The organism is Streptomyces sp. NPDC050264, assembly GCF_040655895.1.
In the GTDB taxonomy this organism is placed as follows: Bacteria; Actinomycetota; Actinomycetes; order Streptomycetales; family Streptomycetaceae; genus Streptomyces.
Genome location: NZ_JBFAKV010000006.1, coordinates 108,311 through 128,426 on the forward strand (window position 1 = coordinate 108,311; position 20,116 = coordinate 128,426).

Sequence of the window (20,116 nt, forward strand, 5' to 3'; positions counted from 1 at the left end):
CTCGTTCACGCGGCATCCGACCATGTGTCCCTCCGCACAGGGGCCGCCCGCGAGCCCGGAACGCCCGTCGAAGGGGCGCCGCCGTGAGTCGTAACACGGCGCGAGCGGGGCATTCGGAGGCCGGTACGGGCGACGCGCTTTCCAGGCGGCACAGGGCCGTCGGGGGTGAACGGGCCTCAGGGCAGCACTAGTTCGGAATTCGCGAGAACCATGAAGGTTTGGCCACGAATTCACGGGCACGCGGGGTGGAGATTCATATGACTGACACATCAAATCCTTCACAAAACGAGTCCGACGACACATCCAGGGAACCCGCCAAGAGGGAGCCCGCCAAGAAGAGGAGCGCGACGAGGAAGCGCGTGGCGGCCGAGCCCTCCCGGCCCCAGCGTCTCCGTCCGACGGAGGCGATCCGGGAGGGGCGCGAGCAGCTGGCCGAGCTGACCGGGAAAGAGGTCGACTCGGTGTCCTCGTTCCGTGCCACCGATGACGGGTGGCTGCTCGAGGTGGAAGTCCTGGAACTGTCCAGGGTCCCCGACACGATGAGCCTGCTCGCCAGCTACGAGGTCGCCCTGGACGACCAGGGCATCCTCACCGGTTACCGGCGGATCAAGCGCTACGAGCGCGGGCGGTCCGACGACCGCCACTGACCCGCCGTCGCCGACCGGCCCCCTGATGAGCGGGCCGCGCCCGGCGGCGGGCTCCCGAAAGGCGAACGAAAGGGAGGAATCGCACATGACAGTCGCAACGACCCAACAGGGCGGCGGAGGCGGAGGGACCAGTGGTCTCTACGACGTGCTCGAGCTGGTCCTCGACCGCGGACTGGTGATCGACGCCTTCATCCGTGTCTCGCTGGTCGGCATCGAGATCCTGAAGATCGACATCCGCATCGTCGTCGCCAGCGTGGACACGTATCTGCGCTTCGCCGAGGCGTGCAACCGCCTCGACCTGGAGACCGGCAGCAAGAAGCCCTCCGGTCTCACGGACATCATCGGCGACACGATGGAGTCCGGCGCCCACGGCAAGACCAAGGGGGCGCTCTCGGGCGCGGCCGAGACCATATCGGACGCTTTCTCGCAGGCCCGCGAGGAGGGCCAGAGCGAGTCCCGTCCGCGTCAGCGTCGCACCTCGTCGAGCCGCCGTAAGGAGGAGCAGGAATGAGCACCTACGTCTACGGCATCGCCGGTGCCGACCATCCGAGCCTGCCCGACGGCATGGAAGGCATCGGCAGCCCCGCGCTGACGGTCCGCGTCGTCAAGGCCGGCAGCCTCGCCGCGCTGGTGAGTGACGCCCCCGAGAACCTGCGGCCCAAGCGGCGCGATCTGCTCGCGCACCAGAACGTCCTGTCCGAGGCCGGGGGCGGAGGCACCGTCCTGCCCATGCGTTTCGGCAGCGTCGCGGAGGACGACGCCGCGGTCGCGGCAGCCCTCGACGAGCGTGCGACGCACTATGAGGAGCGCCTGGCCGCGCTGAGCGAGCGCGTCGAGTACAACGTCAAGGTCCAGCACGACGAAGAGGCGGTGCTGCGCACCGTCATGGCGGAGAACGCCGACGTACGTGCCCTGGCGCTGAGCAACCGTGACGCCGGCGGCGGCAGCCATGAGGACAAGCTGCGGCTGGGTGAGGCCGTCGCGAAGGCCGTCCAGGCCCGTGAGGCACAGGACGCCGAGATGGTCCGTACGGCACTTGAGCCGCAGGCCGACGATGTCAGCGAGGCGCCGGGGAGCACCGGCTGGATCACCAACCTCTCCTTCCTCGTGGACCGGGCCTCCTCCGAGCGGCTGCTCGGCGCGATCGAGGAGATCCGGCAGGCGGTTCCGCACCTGGTCTTCCGGGTCAACGGGCCGCTCCCGCCCTACAGCTTCGTGGAGCCGGCCCCGGCGGCCTCCAACGCGGGATGAGGCTCTCATGGGGCTGCTGAGCGAGGTGCTCCTGCTGCCGCTGGCCCCGGTTCGAGGCTCCATGTGGGTCCTCGACCAGGTGGTCAAGGAAGCGGAGAGCCAGTACTACGACCCCTCGGCCATTCAGGCTCAACTGGCCGCTCTCGAAAACCAGTTGGAGGCGGGAGAGATCGACGAGGAGACGTTCGACCGCATGGAGGACGAGCTCCTCGACCGGCTCGAGGCCAGTCGGAGCAGACAGTCAGGCGCGTGACACCGGGTCACTCCGGATCACACCTAGGCGCGTGAAGCGATACGTGCAGGAACGGACGACACGATGAACCGAACAGCAGTCGGCCTCGCAGTGGGAGCCGGGTACGTCCTGGGACGTACCAAGAAGATGAAGCTGGCCTTCGCCGTCGGCACCATGGTCGCCGGCAAGAAGCTGCAGCTGAGCCCCAAGGCCGTCGTGGACCTGGTCCGCACGCAGTTGGACAAGAACCCGCAGTTCCAGGAGATCGGCGGCCAGCTGCGCAACGACTTCCGCGGCGTCGGCAAGGCCGCCACCGGTGCGATCCTGGAACGGCAGATGGAGGGCCTCGCCAACAGGCTGCACAGCAGCACGACCGGGGTGCGGGACCGCCTCCAGGGCGGCTCCGCGGACTCCGACGGCGCCGATGACGCCGACGACGTCGAGGACTCGGCGGAGTCGGCCGACCCGGAGACGGAGGGCAAGGCCGGGGCCCGGAAGCCGCGGACCGACAACAAGCGCGACGACGACCGCGACGACGAGCAGGACGGCAACGACGCGTCGGCCCAGGACGAGGAGCGGCCCGCGCCCCGCAAGCGGGCCCCCGTCAAGAAGTCCGCCCCGTCCGGCCGGCGGAAGCCGGAGCAGGGCACGCGGACGCAGGGGACGGCCGCCAAGAAGTCGGCCTCGTCCCGGACGAAGAAGGCTACGGGGGCCGCCCGGCGGTCCCCGAGCAGCGGTGCGAAGGGAGGCCGGAACAATGGCTGAGTCCAAGGCGAACCCGCTCAAGGACCTCGCGCAGAGTCAGGCGGCCGACCGGCTGAAGGCCGAGGCGCAGGACTATCTCGCCGCGAAAGCGACGCATCTGCTGACCGGCGTCGGCCGCAAGCTGGGCCAGACCACGTCCCGGCTCAACGACATCGCCGAGGGGAACAGCCCCGGCTTCGCCAAGCTCGCCATGGACGGCGGCCGCAAACTAGCCGAGGGCAAGGGCCCCGTGCGCGCGGCCGTCGAAACCGGCGCGGGTCACCTCAAGGACAACCTGGTCGGCGGGGTGAAGGGGCTGTTCGGCAAGGGCAAGTCCAAGTCCGGTGCCGGCAAGAAGCCGACGGTCATCCTGGAGAGCATCGATGTCGGCGTGGACGTCCGCACCGCCTACGACCAGTGGACCCAGTACCAGGAGTTCTCCACCTTCGCGCGGGGCGTGAAGAACGCCAACCGCGCGGACGACGTCACGTCCGACTGGCAGATGAAGATCTTCTGGTCCAGCCGGAGTTGGAAGGCGCACACCACGGAACAGGTGCCCGACCAGCGCATCAGCTGGACCTCCGAGGGGGCCAAGGGCACCACGAAGGGCGTCGTCACCTTCCACGAGCTGGGCGCGAACCTCACCCGTGTTCTGTTGATCATCGAGTACTACCCCAAGGGCCTCTTCGAGAAGACCGGCAACATCTGGCGGGCCCAGGGACGGCGCGCCCGCCTCGACCTGAAGCACTTCGCGCGCTTCATCTCGATGAAGGGCGAGGCGACGGACGGCTGGCGCGGCGAGATCCGCGACGGCGAGGTCGTGCGCAGTCACGACGACGCGGTGGCCGAGGAGGAAGAGGAGCGCTCGCAGGAGCAGTCCGAGGACCAGCCCGACGGCGAGTACGACGACGAGGACGAGCCTCGCGCCGAGGACGCCGAAGAGCCGGCCGAGGACGACGAGTACGTCGACGAGGACGAGCCGGCGTACGAGGACGAGGACGTCGAGGACGAGGACGACGAGACGGACGACGACGTCGAGTACGTCGACGAGGAGCCGGACGACGAGTACGCCGACGAGGACGAGCCCGCTGACGAGTCCGACCGGCGCGAGCGCGAACCCGCCCGGAGTCGCTGATGAGCACCGCAAGCAGGTTCCCCGACTCCCCCCTGGGCGGGGGGAGTTCGGGGGCGAACCTCGCCGACATTCTGGAGCGGGTTCTCGACAAGGGCATCGTGATCGCGGGTGACATCCGCATCAATCTGCTCGATATAGAGCTCCTCACCATCAAGCTGCGTCTGATCGTCGCCTCGGTCGACAAGGCGAAGGAGATGGGCATCGACTGGTGGGAGGACGACCCGTCGCTGTCGTCCGGCGCCCGGCGCAAGGAACTCGCCCGGGAGAACGCCGAGTTGAGGGAACGGCTGGCCGCCCTGGAGGGCGGGAGCGCGTCCGAGGCGCTCGACCCGGCGGCCCGGGAGAAGGAGTCGCACCATGAGTGAACTGCGGTACGTCTACGCGGTCTGTGACTCCCTCGACGCCCCGCTCGCGGCGGAGCTGACCGGCGTCGGCGGGGCCGTGCCACGGCAGATCCACCACGCCGGACTGACGGCCGTCGTGAGCCACGTGCCGGCCGATCAGTTCTCCGAGGGCGCGCTGCGCCGGAATCTGGAGAACCTCGACTGGCTCTCCGACACGGCACGCGCCCACCAGGCGGTGATCGCCGCGCTCTCCTCGGTGGCCAGTCCGCTGCCGCTCCGGCTGGCGACCGTGTTCCGCGACGACAGCGGGGTGCGCGCCATGCTGGAAGAGGAGGAGCAGCGCTTCCGCACCTCCCTCGCGCGCATCCGGGACCGTGTCGAGTGGGGCGTGAAGGTGTTCGTGGAGGAGCAGCCGACCGAGTCGGTCTCCGCCTCCGGCGACGGTTCCGCGGCGACGGGATCCGAGCGGCGGGAGCGCGTCACCGCGCAGGCACTCGGCAGCGGTTCGGGCCGTGACTACCTGCGCCGTCGCCGCGCCGAACGGGACGGGCGCGACCAGGTCTGGAGGCAGGCGGAGACGTTCGCGCAGCAGTTGCACGACCGGCTCGCACAAGCCGGCGCGGAGACCCGGATCCACCCCCCGCAGAATCCGGAACTGGCCAAGAGTTCGGGCCGCAATGTCCTCAACGGCGCCTATCTGGTGGACCGTTCGGCGTCGGAGGCCTTCGTGGAACTCGTCGACGCGACCAAGGACACGCAGCCCGGACTGCGCGTGGAACTGACCGGGCCGTGGGCCGCGTACTCCTTCTCCGCACCGCCCGAGGAACGCGCGGACGAGCCGGGTCCGTCGGCAGGTGACACGCGATGACCGTCATCGAGCGCCGCGAGGTGGCCCTCGTGGACCTGCTGGACCGGCTGCTCGCCGGGGGAGTGGTCCTCGCGGGCGACGTCACGTTGCGCATCGCGGACGTGGACCTGGTCCGTATCGACTTGAAGGCACTGATCAGCTCGGTGAACGAGAACGTTCCCTCCCCGTGGGAGGACATCCTGTGAGCTCGTACGACGAAACGCGCCATCCCGGCGCGCAACTTGAGCACACCGGCCGCAACACGTGCTCGTCCTGCGGCGGGCCGGTCGCGGACCCCGGAGCGCAGCCTCAGGCGCAGCCCGAGGGGGAGCCCGAAGTGGGAAAGGGGCGCGGTCGGATCCAGATCGAGCCCGACACGGTGGAACGGGACCTGATGAAGCTCGTCCTGACCATCGTCGAACTGCTGCGGCAGCTGATGGAACGCCAGGCGCTGCGCCGCTTCGACACGGGCGACCTGTCGGAGGAGCAGGAGGACCGCATCGGTCTCACGCTGATGCTGCTCGAGGACCGGATGGCGGAACTGCGCGAGCGCTACGACCTCGGGCCCGAGGACCTCAACATCGACCTCGGCCCCCTGGGCCCCCTTCTGCCGCGTTGAGCCGCGTCACCCCGGTCGAGGTGCGGAGCGCGCATGTCGGTCGCGCCCGGAGCGGGCTCTGTGTGCGCATGCTGCCGCGGTTCTCGGGCCGTCGGTGATCGCGGCCCGCCGCGGTGGACGTGAGCGTGCTGGTAGCCGTGGCCGCACGGCCGCGTCATCCTGAACGTCGGCGCCATGCGTGGCCGCGCGCAGACGGGTTACTCGCCGCTCATGGGTCAATCACCAGATCTCGGGCACGACCGCAATGAGGACCGCGGCAGCGAGAGCGCCGCGGCGACGACACCGGAGACGAAGGCCGACCGCGACGCGGATCGGTTCGGCCCGGACGAAAACGTCGCACGGCGGGCTCCGGAGTCGATCACCGACCTGCCGAAACGTTCATGGATGGCTGTACTCAAAGGCAGCCTGCGAGAGTTCAAGGACGACGAACTCACCGACCGCGCGGCCGCTCTGACGTACTACGGGGTGCTCTCCCTGTTCCCGGCGCTGCTGGTGCTGGTCTCCCTGCTGGGAGTCACGGGCAAGTCCGCCTCGGACAAGGTGCTGTCCAACCTCAGGCAACTGGCGCCCGGCTCGGCGCGGGACATCATCACGCAGGCGGTGGAGCAGTTGCAGGGCAACAGCGGCACCGGCTCCCTGGTCGCGATCGTCGGCCTGGTGCTGGCGGTCTGGTCGGCCTCCGGCTACGTGGCCGCGTTCATCCGGTCCGCCAACGCCGTCTACGACATGCCCGAAGGCCGTCCCGTGTGGAAGATCCTTCCCGTGCGCGTGGGGGTGACCGTGGTCCTGATGGTGCTGGCCGCGGTCAGCGCGCTGATCGTGGTGTTCACCGGGGGCCTGGCCCGGCAGGCCGGCACCATGCTCGGCATCGGCGACAGCGCGCTGGCGGTGTGGTCGGTCGCCAAGTGGCCGGTCCTCGTCGTCCTGGTCACGATCATGATCGCGATCCTCTACTGGGCCACGCCGAACACCAAGGTCAGGGGAATCAGGTGGATCACGCCGGGCAGTGTGCTCGCTCTGCTGATCTGGCTGCTCGCCTCCGCCGGGTTCGCCTTCTACGTCGCCCACTTCGCCTCGTACAACAAGACCTACGGCACGATGGCCGGGGTCATCGTCTTCCTCGTGTGGCTGTGGGTCAGCAATCTGGCGGTCCTGCTGGGCCTGGAGTTCGACGCGGAGACCGCGCGGCAGCGCGCCATCGCCGGTGGCCATCCGCCCGAGGCCGAGCCGTACACCGAACCGCGTGACACGCGCGCGTGGGACGACCAGGACAGGCGCCGCATGGACGAGACGTGACGGCGCGCCCCCCAAGCACTCCTTGTTGAGAACGCCCCTGCCCATTCCATGAAAATAAGGTTAGCCTTGCCTTCGCTTTCGGGGGTGGGTGGCCGGAAGTCATCCTTCCGTGCTGGGGCGGCCTGAGGAGCAGGTGAGTGGGGACCGACACGTCCGGGCTCGGCGTCATACGCCGAGCGGTCGCCGGACAACGCAGGGACGTCGTCGTGGGCTCGGTGCTCAGTTCGGCGCACCAGACCGGCGAGGCACTCGTGCCGGTCCTCATCGGCCTGATCGTCGACCGGGCCGTGGCCCGGCCCGACGGGGGAGCGCTCGCCGGCTGGCTCGTGGTGCTCATCGCCGTCTACGGCATGCTGTCGGTCGGCTTCCGCATGGGAGCCATGGCGGGGGAGCGGGCGGCCGAACAGGCCGCGCACCGCCTCCGCCTGGACATCGTCGGGCGGGTCCTCGCCCCGCACGGCGGCGCCGAGGCAGGCCGGCCGCCCGGCGCTCTGGTCAACGTGGCCACCGAGGACGCCCGCAGAGTGGGGGCGCTCAACATGGCCCTGACCCTCGGTGTGGCGGCGGTCGTCGGGGTCGTGGCGGGAGCGGTACTGCTGCTCCGTGCCTCCCTCCCCCTCGGGTTGCTCGTCCTGGTGGGAGCGCCGGTCCTGATGGTCCTCGGCCACTTCCTGGCGCGGCCGCTGGAACACCGCAGCGCGGCCGAACAGGAACGCGCCGCGCACGCCTCCGCCGTCGCCGCCGACCTGGTGGCCGGGGTCCGCGTGCTCAAGGGGCTGCGTGCCGAACGCGCCGCGGTCGACCGCTACCGGTCGACCAGCCAGGCATCGTTGTCGGCCAACCTCCGAGCCGCCCGCGCGGAAGCCCTCCAGAGCGGCCTGATGCTGGCCCTGACCGGGGCGTTCATCGCCCTGGTCGCCCTCGTCGGCGGGCGGCTCGTCCTGACCGGCTCCATCGGGCTCGGCGCCCTGGTCTCCGCGGTCGGCCTCGCCCTCTTCCTGCCGGGGCCGATCGGCGTACTGGCCTATGTCGGCGCCGAGTTCGCGAAGGGACGTGCCTCGGCCGCCCGGATCGCCGACGTGCTGGCCGCCCCCGGTGAGACCAGCGGCGGCAGCGCGGCCCTCGACGGACCCACACCGGGCGAACTGCGGCTGGCCGGGCTCGGGCACGCGGGGCTCATCGCCGTCGACCTGACCGTGCGGCCCGGCGAACACCTCGGGATCGTCGTCACCGAACCGGCGGACGCGACGACCCTGCTGCGCTGCCTCGCGCGCCAGATCGACCCGCAGCGCGGCAGCATCGCCCTGGACGGCACACCGCTCACCGAACTGGCCCCCGCGGCCCTGCGTTCGGCCCTCCTGGTGGCCGAGCACGACGCCCAGCTCTTCGACGGCACCCTCCTCGCCAACGTGACCGCGGCCGCCCCCCTGGACAGTGACCCCGGCCCCGCCCTGGACGCGGCCGCCGTGGACCAGGTCGCCGCCGTGTTCCCGGCCGGTGTGCACGCCGGGGTCGGTGAACGCGGCAGCTCGCTCTCCGGCGGCCAGCGCCAACGCGTCGCCCTGGCGCGCGCCCTGGCCGCCGACCGCAGCGTCCTGGTCGTGCACGATCCGACGACCGCGGTGGACGCCGCCACCGAGGCCCGGATCGCCGCCGGTATCCGCCGCGTCCGCGCCGGCCGGACCACGGTGCTGGTCACCAGCAGCCCGGCGCTGCTCGCCGCCACCGACCGCGTCGCCCTCATCGAGGGCGGAACCGTCACCGCCGAGGCCTCGCACGAGGAGCTCGTAGGCTCCCACCCCCTCTACCGTGCGGCGGTGCTGTCATGACCACGGTCTCCGACATACCGGACGTGCCCGGCACCGAAGCTCCCGCGGCCGCCCCGGACGACGTCAGAGAACTGCTGCCCGTCGCCACCGCCGCCAGGACCCGGGCCGCCCTGCGCGTACTCGTACGGCCGGACCGGGCGCGGGCCCTGCTCGGCACCGGAGTGCTGGCCGCCGCCACCGCGATCGGGCTGCTCGTCCAGCCACTGCTGGGCCGCATCGTCGACATCGTCGCCGACGGCCGCCCCGCCTCCGCCCTCACCCTGCCGGTCGTCCTCCTGGCACTGGTCGCGGTGGCCCAGGGCGGCACCACGGCCATCGGGCTCACCCAGGTCGCGCGCTTCGGCGAGACCGTACTGGCCCGGCTGCGCGAGCAGTTCGTCCAGCGCGCCCTCCAACTGCCCGCGGACCGGCTGGAACGCGCGGGATCGGGCGACCTCACCGCCCGCATCACCGGCGACGTCGCCCGGGTCGCCGAAGCGGTCCGCTCCGCACTGCCCGAGATGACGCGCTCCGTCCTCACCATCCTCCTCACCCTCGGCGCGATGGCGCTGCTCGACCTCCGGTTCCTGCTGGCGGCGCTCCTCGCCGTGCCCGTGCAACTGCTCACCGCGCGCTGGTACGTGGGCCGTGCCGTCTCCCTCTACGCCGATCAACGCGTCGCCAATGGTGCCCAGCAGCAGCAACTCCTGGAGACCATCGGCGGAGCGGTGACCGTCCGGGGCCACCAACTGGAGCGGCAGCACACCGAGCGCAACGCCGAACGCTCCCGCTCGGCCGTCGGACTGACCATGCGCAGCGTCAGCCTGGTGCTCGGCTTCTACCAACGCCTGCACATCGCCGAGTACATCGGCCTCGCGGCCGTCCTCGTCACGGGATACCTCCTGGTCGACGACGGCGCCGTGTCCGTGGGAACGGCGACGGCCGCGGCCCTCTACTTCCACAGCCTCTTCGGACCGGTCAACGCCGCACTCGTGCTCCTGGACGACGCGCAGTCGGCGGCGGCGGGTCTCGCGCGCCTGGTCGGAGTGACCGAACCGCGCGAGGACGAAACAGCGGGGCCCAAGGCTGCCCCCGTACAACGGCGGCACACCGAGACCACAGTCACCGCGACCGCCGCCGTCACCGTCGACGCCGTGAGCCACGCCTACGGGTCCGCCGCCCCCGTCCTGCACCAGGTCTCCCTCACCCTCGACAAGGGCGAGCACGTGGCACTCGTCGGCAGCAGCGGGGCCGGCAAGTCGACCCTCGCCCGTCTGGTCGCGGGGGTCCAACAGCCCACGGAGGGCTCCGTCGCCGCCGGGGACGGAGGCACGGCGTCCGTCGCCCTGGTCACCCAGGAAGTCCACGTGTTCACCGGCTCGCTCGCGGACGACCTGCGCCTCGTCCGACCCGAGGCGACCGATGCCGAACTGCGCACCGCGCTGGACGCGGTGCATGCGCTGGAGTGGGCCGAGGCGCTTCCCGACGGCCTCGCCACCGTCGTCGGCCAGGGCGGCCACCGGCTCGATCCGGCGCGCGCCCAGCAACTCGCCCTCGCCCGACTGGTGCTGGCCGATCCGGAGGTCGCCGTCCTCGACGAGGCGACCGCCGAGGCGGGCAGCGCGGGCGCCAGGGAACTGGAACGCTCCGCCGAAGCGGCCCTGGCGGGCCGTACCGCCCTGGTCGTCGCCCACCGGCTGACGCAGGCCGCCGCAGCGGACCGGATCATCGTGCTGGAGTCGGGCCGGATCGTCGAGAGCGGCAGCCACGACGAACTGCGCGACGCCGACGGCCCGTACGCGACGCTCTGGCGCGCCTGGTCCGGCAGCCGCCCCGGCTCGCACCCCTGAACACCCCACTCACTACCGCCACTTGAGCATCGACCCGTATCCCCGAAGGACTTCGCCATGTTCCGTCTGCTTCCACGCACCCGGCTGATCGCCGTGGCCGCGTCCGCCCTGCTGCTGTTCGGTGCCGCGGCCTGCGGCTCCGGCGAGAGCAGTGACAAGAGCGCCCCCGCGTCCGACTCCTCCGCGGAGAAGGGCGCCTTCCCGGTGACGCTCTCGCACAAGTACGGCACCACGACCGTCGAGGCAGAACCGAAGCGCATCGTCACGGTCGGCCTCTCCGATCAGGACGCCGTCCTCGCGCTCGGCAAGGTCCCGGTCGGCACGACCGAGTGGCTGGGCGGGTTCAAGGGCGCCATCGGCCCCTGGGCGAAGGACGCGCTCGGCGACAAGCCGCTGCCCACCGTGCTCCACGACAACGGCACGGGACCCCAGGTCGAGAAGATCGCATCGCTCCGCCCCGACCTGATCCTCGCCCTGTACTCGGGCCTCACCAAGGACCAGTACCGCACACTCTCCAAGATCGCCCCGGTCGTCGCCCAGCCCGAGGACGGCCCGGACTGGAGCATCTCCTGGCAGGACCAGACCGAGCAGATCGGCAAGGCGCTCGGCCGCCCCGAGGAAGCCGGGAAGCTGGTCGCGAAGACCGAGAAGCACATCGCCGACGCCGCCGCGGCGCACCCCGAGTTCAAGGGAGCAAGCGCCGTCATGGCCACACCGTACGAAGGCATGTACGTCTACGGCCCGCAGGACAACCGGTCCCGGCTGCTCAGCTCCCTCGGCTTCACCCTCCCCGCGGGCCTGGACAAGGTCGTGGGCGACGCGTTCGGCGCCAACATCAGCAAGGAACGCACCGACCTGCTCGACACCGACGCCATCGTCTGGATCGTCACCGACCCCGCCAAGGACGAGAAGAAGCTGCACGCCGACCCGCTCTACGGCAAGCTCGACGTCGCCGAGCAGGGCAGGGAAGTGATGGTCGAGGAGAGCAGCCACTTCGGCAGCGCGGTCTCCTTCGTGAGCCCCCTCAGCCTGCCCTACACGGTCGACCGGCTGGTCCCGCAGCTGACGGCCGCCGTCGACGGCAAGCCGGCCACGAAGGTCTCCGCTCCGGCGTCCTGATCACGAACCGTCAGAGGAAACCGACCGTGGAGCCCGCCCCGTGACCCGCCCCGCCCGATGGCGCCCCGCCCTGCTCGTGGCCGCCCTGGCCGCAGTACTGATCGTGCTGTGCCTGTTGTCGCTGGGCCTCGGCGCCCTGCAGATCCCGCCCGGCCAGGTCGTCCGCGCCCTGACCGGGCAGCCGGTGGAGGTCCGGGTCGAGGACATCGTCTGGTCCGTCCGCGTGCCCCGCACCGCGCTCGGCCTGGTGGCGGGCGCCGCGCTCGGCCTGTCCGGCGCCGTGATGCAGGCGCTGACCCGCAACCCGCTGGCCGATCCCGGCATCCTCGGCGTGAGCGCCGGCGCGGCCTTCGCCATCGTGCTGGCCGCGGGGGTGGCCGGGATCGGCTCGCTGCTCGGCTACATCTGGTTCGCGTTCGCCGGCGCGATGGCGGCGAGCGTCGTGGTCTATCTGCTCGGCAGGCTCGGCCGGTCGGGCTCCACCCCGATGAAGCTGGCCCTCGCCGGGGTCGCCGTGACGGCGGTGCTCTCCTCCCTCACCAGCGCCGTCGTCCTCGTCGACCCGGAGGCGCTGGACCGCTACCGCTTCTGGTCGGCGGGCTCGCTCGCCGACCAGGACTCCTCCACCGTGCTGCGCATCCTGCCCTTCCTGGCCGCCGGAACGCTGCTCGCGCTGGCGAGTGCCCCCGCCCTCAACAGCCTCGCGCTCGGCGACGACGTCGCCGCCTCCCTCGGGCGGCGGCTCGGCCTCGTCCGCCTCCAGGGCGTCGTCGCCGTCACCCTGCTCACCGGCGCGGCCGTCGCCGCCATCGGGCCCGTCGTCTTCGTCGGCCTCGTCGTGCCGCACATCGCCCGGGTGCTGGCGCAGTACGCGGGCCTCGGCCCCGACCACCGCTGGCTGCTGCCGCTCTCCGCGGCCCTGGCCGGCGGGCTGCTGCTCGGCGCCGACATCCTCGGCCGGGTCGTGGACCGCCCGGTCGAGATCCAGGCCGGGGTCATCGTCGCGTTCGTCGGCGGGCCGTTCTTCATCGCCCTGGTCCGCCGACGCCGGCTCGCGGAGGTCTGACCGTGCCCACCGACAATCCGTCCCCGGCGGCTCCGTCGCCGCTCCGCTCCGGCGGCGCCCGCCCCTTCCGCCTCACCCTCGTGCCCGTCTCCGGTTTCCTGCGGCCCAGGCAACTCACCGTCTGCGCCCTGCTGTTGGTCGCCGTGTTCGTCGCGCTGTGCTGGCACGTGTCGGTCGGTGAGTACGGCATCCCGCTCACCGATGTCGCCCGCGCGCTGATGGGGTCCGGTGATCCGGGAACGCTCCTCGTCGTCCAGGAACTCCGCCTGCCCCGCGCCGTGGTGGGCCTCCTCGCCGGGATCGCGTTCGGCATGTCCGGCGCCCTGTTCCAGACCATGACCCGCAACCCGCTGGCCAGCCCCGACATGATCGGCCTCACCCAGGGCGCCGGAACCGCCGTGGTCGGCGGCATCGTCCTCGGCTGGGACTTCGGGCTCGGCACCCAGGCACTCGGACTTCTGGGCGCCTTCGCCGGCGCGCTGGTGGTGTACGGGCTCGCCTGGCGCCGGGGCACGACCGGCTACCGGATCATCCTGGTCGGCATCGGGGTGTCCTGGATGTGCCTCAGCGCCACCGACTTCCTGCTCGCCCGGGGCGGCCGCTTCCAGGCGCAGGCCGCGCTGGGCTGGCTCACCGGCAATCTGAACGGCCGCGACTGGGAGCAGGCCGGGCCGCTCGCCGCGGCCCTCGCCGTCCTGGTGCCCGCCACCCTCCTGGTCGGCCGCCTCATGCGCACGCTCCTGCTCGGCGACGACGTGGCCCAGGGCCTCGGCACCCGGGTCCAGGCCGTGCGCATGGCCGTCCTGGTGACCGGCGTCGGCCTCGTCGCCTTCGCGACCGCGGCCGCCGGACCCGTCGCGTTCGTCGCCCTCGCCGCTCCGCAGATCGCCCAGCGGCTGTGCCGCACCGCCTGGCCGCCGCCGCTCGCCGCCGGACTCACCGGCGCCCTCGTCGTCCTCGCGTCCGATGTCATCGCACGCGAACTGATCCCCGGCACCGAACTGCCGGTCGGGATCGTCACCGGAGTGCTCGGCGCCCCGGTCCTGCTCTGGCTGCTCATCCGCGTGAACCGCGCGGGCTCAGGAGGCTGACCGATGTCCACCGCCGAACCCGAACTGCGCGCCGAGGCACTGGACTTGGGCTACGCCGAGCGCACCGTCGTCACCGGCCTCGACCTGACCGTGCCGCCCGGCCGGGTCACCGCCATCGTCGGGGCCAACGCCTGCGGCAAGTCGACGCTGCTGCGCGCCCTGGCCCGGCTGCTGTCACCCCGGCAGGGGACGGTGAGCCTGGACGGCCGGGCCCTGCACACCATCCCCACCCGCGAACTCGCCCAGCGGCTCGGCATCCTCCCGCAGTCACCCGTGGCCCCCGAGGGACTCACGGTCATCGATCTGGTCAACCGCGGGCGCTCACCGCACCAGACCTGGTGGCGGCAGTGGACGAAGGCGGACGAACAGGCCGTGCACGACGCGCTCGCGGCGACCGGCACCACCGAACTCGCCGACCGCGCCGTCGACGAACTCTCCGGCGGACAGCGCCAGCGCGCCTGGATCGCCATGGCGGTCGCCCAGGGCACGCCCGTCCTGCTGCTCGACGAACCGACCACGTACCTCGACCTCGCCCATCAGATCGACGTCCTCGACCTGATCATCGACCTGAACCGGCGCGAGGGACGCACCGTCGTGATGGTGCTGCACGACCTCAACCAGGCCTGCCGGTACGCCGATCACGTGATCGCCATGAAGTCCGGCCGGATCGTCGCCGAGGGCACCCCGGCCGAGGTCATCACCGCGGCAACCGTGGAGGACGTCTTCGGCCTGCGCTGCCAGGTGACCACCGACCCCGTCAGCTCCACCCCGCTGGTGATCCCGATCGGCCGCCACGACGTCCTCGAAGACGCACCGGAAGGGTCCTGGTCCACCTCGATCCCGTAGTCCTGCAGCAGCGCCTCCAGGCCGCCGCCGTACCCCTTGCCGCCCACGACGAAGTCCCAGTCCCCGGTGGACCGGTGGCGGAACGAGCCGAGGACGAGGGCCGTTTCGCCGGGGCGGCCGTCGGAGACGTCGAGCGCTCCGGGTTCGGTCATGCGCGGATCCAGCAGGCGGATCCGGATCCGGGCGTCGGAGAAGCCGGACAGGTCGGCCTCCGGGTTGACCTCGGGGTCGACGGCCGCCACCAGGACGAACCGGTCGGCGGCCGCCGGCAGGCCGTCGAAGGAGACTCGGATGGCGCCTCCGACTGACGCTGCTGCTGCCGTTGCATCTCGGCCCAGACGCCGAGGACACCAGTGGAGCGACGACTCATATGTGAAAGAACCTCCCCCGCCCGCGCATCACCGTCGACGGAGTCACGCTGCCCCCACAGCTGGACGGTGACCTCACGACTTTACCCAGCGGTCCCGTCCGCGCGTATCCACCTGTCAAGGGCAACCAGCCCTGACCGCACTGGACTTGAGGGGCCCACGCGGGAAATGAGTACGCGCACTCAGGCCCGCCGGACCCGCCCCGGCCGACGATGGGACCACTGTCGCCGAGACCGGGAGAGACCTTGCTGAGCCGCCTCGCCGCGCTGCTGGTGCCGACCGCCGGCCGGCTGACCGTGACCACCGACCCCGGCGCCGCTTTCGCGCCGGGCAGCCTGATCGTCGCCAACCACACCTCGGTCACGGACCCCGCCGTCGTCCTCGCGGCGCTGCGAGGCCTCGGCGCGCGCCCCGTCGTCATGGCCGCCGCGGGGCTGTGGCGCACCCCGCTGCTCGGCCGCGCCCTCACACGCGAGGGGCACATCCCCGTGCACCGCGGAGACCGCAGGGCCGCCCGCGCCCTCGACCTCGCCGCCGCCGCGCTGGAGGAGGGGCGGCTGCTGCTCGTCTACGCCGAGGGCGGGATACCGGCCCGCCCCGACGCGGCGGAGGCCGCACCGCGCGCGTTCCGCAGCGGGGTCGCCCGGCTCGTCGAACGCACCGGAGCGCCCGTCGTGCCGGTCGGCCAGGCCGGGGCGCGACGCATCAGTTCGGGCAGCGTGGCCAAGCAGCTGGCCGGGGTGGCGAGCGCGCCGCTGCGCCGCCCGGCCCTGCACGTCCATGTGGGAGCACCGCTCACCTCGACCGGCGGCCGCCTCGCCACCACGCGTCGGGCGCACGGTGCGGTCACGGCCGCCTGGCGTACCGCCGCCGCGCATCTCGGCGAGGCCGCCGCGGGGGAGGCCCGGAGCGCCCGGCAGGCCGGCTGACGATCATCCCGCGTACCCTCGTCACGTGCCCGCCACCCGCCTGCATCGCGTCGCCGTCCTTGTCAGTGAGGGCGCCAAGCCGCTCGATGTCGGTATCCCGGCCCAGGTGTTCACGACCCGCGCGAGCATGCCGTACGAGGTACGGGTGTGCGGGGCGGCGCCCGGTCCGGTGACCGGCGGGGACGGCCTGTCGTACGTCGTCGCCCACGGTCTCGAGGCGCTCGCCTGGGCCGAGATCGTCTTCGTCCCCGGCTACCGGTTCCCGGACCGCGACGATCCGCCGCCGGCCGTCGTCGACGCGCTGGCCGCCGCTCACGAGCGGGGCACGCGGCTCGCCGCCATCTCCACGGGAGCCTTCACGCTCGCCGCCACCGGACTGCTCGACGGCAAACGCGCCACGACCCACTGGCACTACACGAGGGCGCTCGCCGCGAAGCATCCACGGGTGCGGCTCGACGAGAACGTGCTGTTCGTCGACGAGGGCAGCGTGCTGACCTCGGCCGGCGCCGCCTCCGGCATCGACCTGTGCCTGCACATCCTGCGCGGCGACCTCGGTGTCGCCGCCGCCAACCACGCGGCCAGACGCCTCGTCGCGGCCCCCTACCGCAGCGGCGGCCAGGCCCAGTACGTGCCGCGCAGCGTGCCCGAACCGCTCGGCGAACGGTTCGCCGCCACCCGCGAGTGGGCGCTGCACCGCCTCGGCGAACCGCTCACCCTCGAAGCGCTCGCCGAGCACGCGGCGGTGTCGCCGCGCACCTTCTCGCGGCGCTTCGTCGACGACACCGGCTACACGCCCATGCAGTGGGTGATGCGGGCCCGGATCGACGTGGCCCGCGAACTCCTGGAGCGGTCGCAGCACAGCGTCGAGCAGATCGCCGCCGACGTCGGCCTCGGCACCGGCGCGAATCTGCGCCTGCACTTCCAGCGCATCCTCGGAACCACACCCAGCGAGTACCGGCGCACGTTCTCCCGGGGCGAGTAGACCCGCTTCCGGTCCGCGGGACTGCTTGGCGGGATCCTTGCGGACCATGGCGATCGTGCCGCTGTCACCGGCGATCGCCGCGCGCGAGTCTTGAGGTGAACAAGAGGGAAGGGACATTTCTCATGACTCGCATCGCCATCAACGGTTTCGGCCGCATCGGCCGCAACGTGCTGCGCGCCCTGCTGGAGCGCGACAGCGGCCTCGAGGTCGTCGCCGTCAACGACCTCACGGAGCCCACCGCCCTCGCGCGGCTGCTCGCCTTCGACTCGACGGCCGGCCGGCTCGGCCGCCCGGTGAGCGTCGACGGCAACACCCTCGTCGTCGACGGCCGCCGCATCACCGTGCTCGCCGAGCGGGACCCGGCCCAGCTGCCCTGGGCCGACCTGGGTGTCGACCTCGTCCTGGAGTCGACCGGTCGCTTCACGTCGGCCAAGGCCGCCCGCGTGCACCTCGACGCGGGTGCGAAGAAGGTACTCGTCTCCGCGCCGTCCGACGGCGCCGACGTCACGCTCGCCTACGGGGTCAACACCGACGCGTACGACGCGTCCCTGCACACGATCGTCTCGAACGCCTCCTGCACGACCAATGCCCTCGCCCCGCTGGCCGCCGTCCTCGACGAACTCGCCGGGATCGAGCACGGGTTCATGACGACGGTGCACGCCTATACGCAGGAGCAGAACCTGCAGGACGGACCGCACCGCGACGCCCGCCGGGCCCGCGCCGCCGCCGTGAACATCGCGCCGACCACGACGGGCGCCGCCAAGGCGATCGGCCACGTGCTGCCGAACCTCGACGGAAAGCTGTCGGGCGACTCGATCCGGGTGCCCGTTCCGGTGGGCTCGATCGTCGAGCTCAACACGACGGTCTCGCGCGATGTGACGCGCGAGGACGTGCTGGCGGCCTACCGCGCCGCGGCGCAGGGGCCGATGGCCGGAATCCTCGAATACTCCGAGGACGCGCTCGTGTCCTCCGACATCACCGGCAACCCGGCGTCGGCGATCTTCGACTCGGAACTCACCCGCGTCGACGGCCGTCACATCAAGGTCGTCGCCTGGTACGACAACGAGTGGGGCTTCTCGAACCGGGTGATCGACACGCTGCAGCTCCTCGCCGGCCAGTGAGAACTTGTCGGTGAGAGGCGGTCGTTGAGAGCCGGTCGTTGAGAGTTCGCCTGTTTGTGCGCGCCGAGAACGGCTAACCGCAGACCATGGCAACTCAACGAGACAACGACAACAGGACCAAGACCGCAGCTCGGAAGACGACGACCGGGGCAGCGACCGGCACGGCCGCGAAGGCGGCGGCCGCCGGTGAAAAGGCCGGCCAGGCCGCCGAGTCTGCCGGTACCGGGACCGCCCGCGCGGCGACCGGCGCAGGCCAGGCCGCGGGCCGTGCCGCGCAGACCACGGGCGCCGCTCTGAACAGTGCGCGCGAAGGCGTGACGGCCGCGGCGGGACAGGTGGCCACGGTGGCCACCACCGCGTGGACCGTCCTGAAGAACCGCAAGCTGATCGCGGCCGGGGCCACGGTCGGGGCGACCGCCCTGACCGCGGCGTCCTTCGCGGCCGGCCGCCGCGCCGAACGCGGCAGCCAGGGCCCGCTGACCCGGCTGACCGGCGGCCGGGTCTGACCGGGCGGCCCGGCGATGACGCCGGGTCAGGTCCCCGGCCCTGTCGGGGACCTGCCGTCCGGCACCCGCCGCGTCCCGGTCGGGCGGGCCGTCGGCGTTGGAGCGTGCCGTCCCTACGGGCCGAGTTGGCGCAGATCGACCGCGGCGGCTTCGCGGTGAACCGCACCCGCTGACCCCTTCCCGCGGGAAGTCGGCTCAGCCGGCCAGGAGTTTCCCGAGCCGGTCCAGGACGGTGTCGATCTCCCCGTCCGTGAGCGGGACCAGCTCCAGCAGCAACTCCCCGTCGTCCTGGCGGTGGTCCATGACCCAGATCGCCGGGGAACCCGCCCGCAGCGCCCCCGCGAGGGCTGCCGCGTCGGCCGCCGTGTCCATGCGCAGGCTCGCCCGCGGGAAGGGCAGCCCGGTCGGGTCGGACGCGAGCGTCGCGCGGACCCCTGGCAGTGCGTCGGCCCGTTCGACGAAGCGTGTGGCCTTCTCCGTCTGGGCGTGCTGCCACGCGCCGAGGTCGGTCTCCTGCCGCACCTGAAAGGCGGCGAGCACCCCGAGGACGGCCTCCTTGCTCGCCTTCATCGCCCGGCCGATGCCCTTCTCCTGCGCCCGTACCGCGCTCACCGGACCCGCGCCGCCGAGCACCACGCCCGCCGTGGGGGAGCCCAGGTACTTCTGGCCGCTCACCAGCACCAAGTCGGCTCCTGTGGCGAGGAGTTCGGCAATCCGGAAGTCCTGCGCGGCGCCGTCGACGACAGCCGGGACCCCGCGCCGGTGGGCCGCCGCCACGGCGTCCGCGAGCGGTACGTGGGCGCCGCGCACCATCCGCGACGACACGAGCAGCAGGCACGCCGTGTCCGGGTGGGCGAGCTCCCGTTCCAGATCGTCGAGGGCGCAGTCGTCCTCCGTCCCGGCGAGCACAGGCGTGGCGCCCGCCAGGCGGATGTCCTGCACGAGCGGGTGGCCGTAGTGGACCGCGTGCCCGGCGGGCAGCACCACGCGCGTAGGCATGCCGCTGCTGTCCGGCAGCGCCGCGATCCGCTCCGGCGACGGCCCGGTCATCGACGCCGCGACCGCCAGAGTGATCGCCGACGAGGTGCAGTGCACGACGGTCGCTGCCTGCGCTCCGGTGGCCTCGGCCAGGACACGGTTCGCGACGTCCTGCACCTCCTCCATCACGAAGAACTCGCCCAGCGCCTCGGCCGTGGCGGCGGCGACCCTCGGGTCACTGCGCGAGACGCCCAGCGGCGTGAACGGCCCCCTGGCATTGATGACGTGCGTCAGCCCGTACTGATCGTGAAGTCCCATGCCGGGCATCCTGCCCCGT

The 20,116-nt window shown here is 72.1% G+C and carries 22 protein-coding genes and 1 pseudogene; 21 read left to right on the top strand and 2 right to left on the bottom strand.

Features of this window, described 5'->3' with window-relative positions; genetic code table 11:
* The first annotated feature begins 359 nt into the window (after positions 1-359).
* The 17 genes from AB0J02_RS12395 (at position 360) to AB0J02_RS12475 (ending at position 14,895) form a co-directional block, all read left to right on the top strand.
* Positions 360-647, top strand: coding sequence for a gas vesicle protein (locus AB0J02_RS12395; protein WP_363193566.1), 288 nt, complete (start codon positions 360-362; stop codon positions 645-647).
* A gap of 85 nt (positions 648-732) precedes the next feature.
* Positions 733-1,158: a gas vesicle structural protein GvpA gene (locus AB0J02_RS12400; RefSeq protein ID WP_363193567.1), complete on the top strand. Its 426-nt coding sequence runs from the start codon at positions 733-735 to the stop codon at positions 1,156-1,158.
* Positions 1,155-1,898, top strand: a complete 744-nt coding sequence (locus AB0J02_RS12405) for a GvpL/GvpF family gas vesicle protein (protein ID WP_363193568.1) — start codon at positions 1,155-1,157, stop codon at positions 1,896-1,898. Before AB0J02_RS12400 ends, AB0J02_RS12405 begins: the two co-directional genes overlap by 4 nt.
* Before the next feature lie 7 nt (positions 1,899-1,905).
* Entirely contained in the window at positions 1,906-2,151 is a 246-nt protein-coding gene (locus AB0J02_RS12410; protein ID WP_363193569.1) for a gas vesicle protein GvpG, read from the top strand.
* 63 nt (positions 2,152-2,214) lie between these two features.
* The gene (locus tag AB0J02_RS12415) at positions 2,215-2,895 is read left to right on the top strand and encodes a DNA primase (RefSeq protein WP_363193570.1); all 681 of its coding nucleotides are present in this window, start codon (positions 2,215-2,217) and stop codon (positions 2,893-2,895) included.
* Positions 2,888-4,009: an SRPBCC family protein gene (locus tag AB0J02_RS12420; protein ID WP_363193571.1), complete on the top strand. Its 1,122-nt coding sequence runs from the start codon at positions 2,888-2,890 to the stop codon at positions 4,007-4,009. Before AB0J02_RS12415 ends, AB0J02_RS12420 begins: the two co-directional genes overlap by 8 nt.
* Entirely contained in the window at positions 4,009-4,374 is a 366-nt protein-coding gene (locus AB0J02_RS12425) for a gas vesicle protein (protein ID WP_363193572.1), read from the top strand. The genes AB0J02_RS12420 and AB0J02_RS12425 overlap by 1 nt, the downstream gene beginning before the upstream one ends.
* Entirely contained in the window at positions 4,367-5,221 is an 855-nt protein-coding gene (locus tag AB0J02_RS12430) for a GvpL/GvpF family gas vesicle protein (RefSeq protein WP_363193573.1), read from the top strand. Before AB0J02_RS12425 ends, AB0J02_RS12430 begins: the two co-directional genes overlap by 8 nt.
* Positions 5,218-5,406, top strand: coding sequence for a gas vesicle protein (locus AB0J02_RS12435; RefSeq protein WP_363193574.1), 189 nt, complete (start codon positions 5,218-5,220; stop codon positions 5,404-5,406). Before AB0J02_RS12430 ends, AB0J02_RS12435 begins: the two co-directional genes overlap by 4 nt.
* Positions 5,403-5,819, top strand: a complete 417-nt coding sequence (locus tag AB0J02_RS12440; RefSeq protein ID WP_363193575.1) for a gas vesicle protein K — start codon at positions 5,403-5,405, stop codon at positions 5,817-5,819. Before AB0J02_RS12435 ends, AB0J02_RS12440 begins: the two co-directional genes overlap by 4 nt.
* Positions 5,820-6,029: 210 nt before the next feature.
* Positions 6,030-7,115: a YihY/virulence factor BrkB family protein gene (locus AB0J02_RS12445; RefSeq protein WP_363193576.1), complete on the top strand. Its 1,086-nt coding sequence runs from the start codon at positions 6,030-6,032 to the stop codon at positions 7,113-7,115.
* A gap of 137 nt (positions 7,116-7,252) precedes the next feature.
* Complete coding sequence (locus AB0J02_RS12450) at positions 7,253-8,944, top strand: ABC transporter ATP-binding protein (RefSeq protein WP_363193577.1); 1,692 nt, start codon at positions 7,253-7,255, stop codon at positions 8,942-8,944.
* Entirely contained in the window at positions 8,941-10,773 is a 1,833-nt protein-coding gene (locus AB0J02_RS12455; RefSeq protein WP_363193578.1) for an ABC transporter ATP-binding protein, read from the top strand. The genes AB0J02_RS12450 and AB0J02_RS12455 overlap by 4 nt, the downstream gene beginning before the upstream one ends.
* Positions 10,774-10,830: 57 nt before the next feature.
* Positions 10,831-11,892, top strand: coding sequence for an iron-siderophore ABC transporter substrate-binding protein (locus tag AB0J02_RS12460; protein ID WP_363193579.1), 1,062 nt, complete (start codon positions 10,831-10,833; stop codon positions 11,890-11,892).
* A gap of 40 nt (positions 11,893-11,932) precedes the next feature.
* Positions 11,933-12,958 (top strand): iron chelate uptake ABC transporter family permease subunit, encoded by a 1,026-nt coding sequence (locus AB0J02_RS12465; protein ID WP_363193580.1) that lies wholly within the window; start codon positions 11,933-11,935, stop codon positions 12,956-12,958.
* A gap of 2 nt (positions 12,959-12,960) precedes the next feature.
* Positions 12,961-14,049: an iron chelate uptake ABC transporter family permease subunit gene (locus tag AB0J02_RS12470; RefSeq protein WP_363193581.1), complete on the top strand. Its 1,089-nt coding sequence runs from the start codon at positions 12,961-12,963 to the stop codon at positions 14,047-14,049.
* Between the two features lie 3 nt (positions 14,050-14,052).
* Positions 14,053-14,895 (top strand): ABC transporter ATP-binding protein, encoded by an 843-nt coding sequence (locus AB0J02_RS12475; protein ID WP_363193582.1) that lies wholly within the window; start codon positions 14,053-14,055, stop codon positions 14,893-14,895.
* Here the strand turns inward: AB0J02_RS12475 and AB0J02_RS12480 are convergent.
* Positions 14,877-15,191, bottom strand: a pseudogene (locus AB0J02_RS12480) (TerD family protein); the annotation flags it as partial. The gene AB0J02_RS12475 and the pseudogene AB0J02_RS12480 overlap by 19 nt on opposite strands.
* A 317-nt stretch (positions 15,192-15,508) precedes the next feature.
* Here AB0J02_RS12480 and AB0J02_RS12485 point away from each other — a divergent pair.
* The 4 genes from AB0J02_RS12485 (at position 15,509) to AB0J02_RS12500 (ending at position 18,801) form a co-directional block, all read left to right on the top strand.
* Complete coding sequence (locus tag AB0J02_RS12485; RefSeq protein ID WP_363193583.1) at positions 15,509-16,192, top strand: lysophospholipid acyltransferase family protein; 684 nt, start codon at positions 15,509-15,511, stop codon at positions 16,190-16,192.
* 25 nt (positions 16,193-16,217) lie between these two features.
* On the top strand, positions 16,218-17,174 hold the full coding sequence (locus tag AB0J02_RS12490; RefSeq protein WP_363193584.1) for a helix-turn-helix domain-containing protein: 957 nt from the start codon (positions 16,218-16,220) through the stop codon (positions 17,172-17,174).
* 122 nt (positions 17,175-17,296) lie between these two features.
* Complete coding sequence (gene gap / locus AB0J02_RS12495) at positions 17,297-18,295, top strand: type I glyceraldehyde-3-phosphate dehydrogenase (protein ID WP_363193585.1); 999 nt, start codon at positions 17,297-17,299, stop codon at positions 18,293-18,295.
* A gap of 86 nt (positions 18,296-18,381) precedes the next feature.
* Positions 18,382-18,801: a hypothetical protein gene (locus tag AB0J02_RS12500; protein WP_363193586.1), complete on the top strand. Its 420-nt coding sequence runs from the start codon at positions 18,382-18,384 to the stop codon at positions 18,799-18,801.
* A gap of 195 nt (positions 18,802-18,996) precedes the next feature.
* Here the strand turns inward: AB0J02_RS12500 and AB0J02_RS12505 are convergent, their stop codons facing one another.
* Positions 18,997-20,097: an aminotransferase class V-fold PLP-dependent enzyme gene (locus AB0J02_RS12505; RefSeq protein WP_363193587.1), complete on the bottom strand. Its 1,101-nt coding sequence runs from the start codon at positions 20,095-20,097 to the stop codon at positions 18,997-18,999.
* Positions 20,098-20,116: the final 19 nt, after the last annotated feature.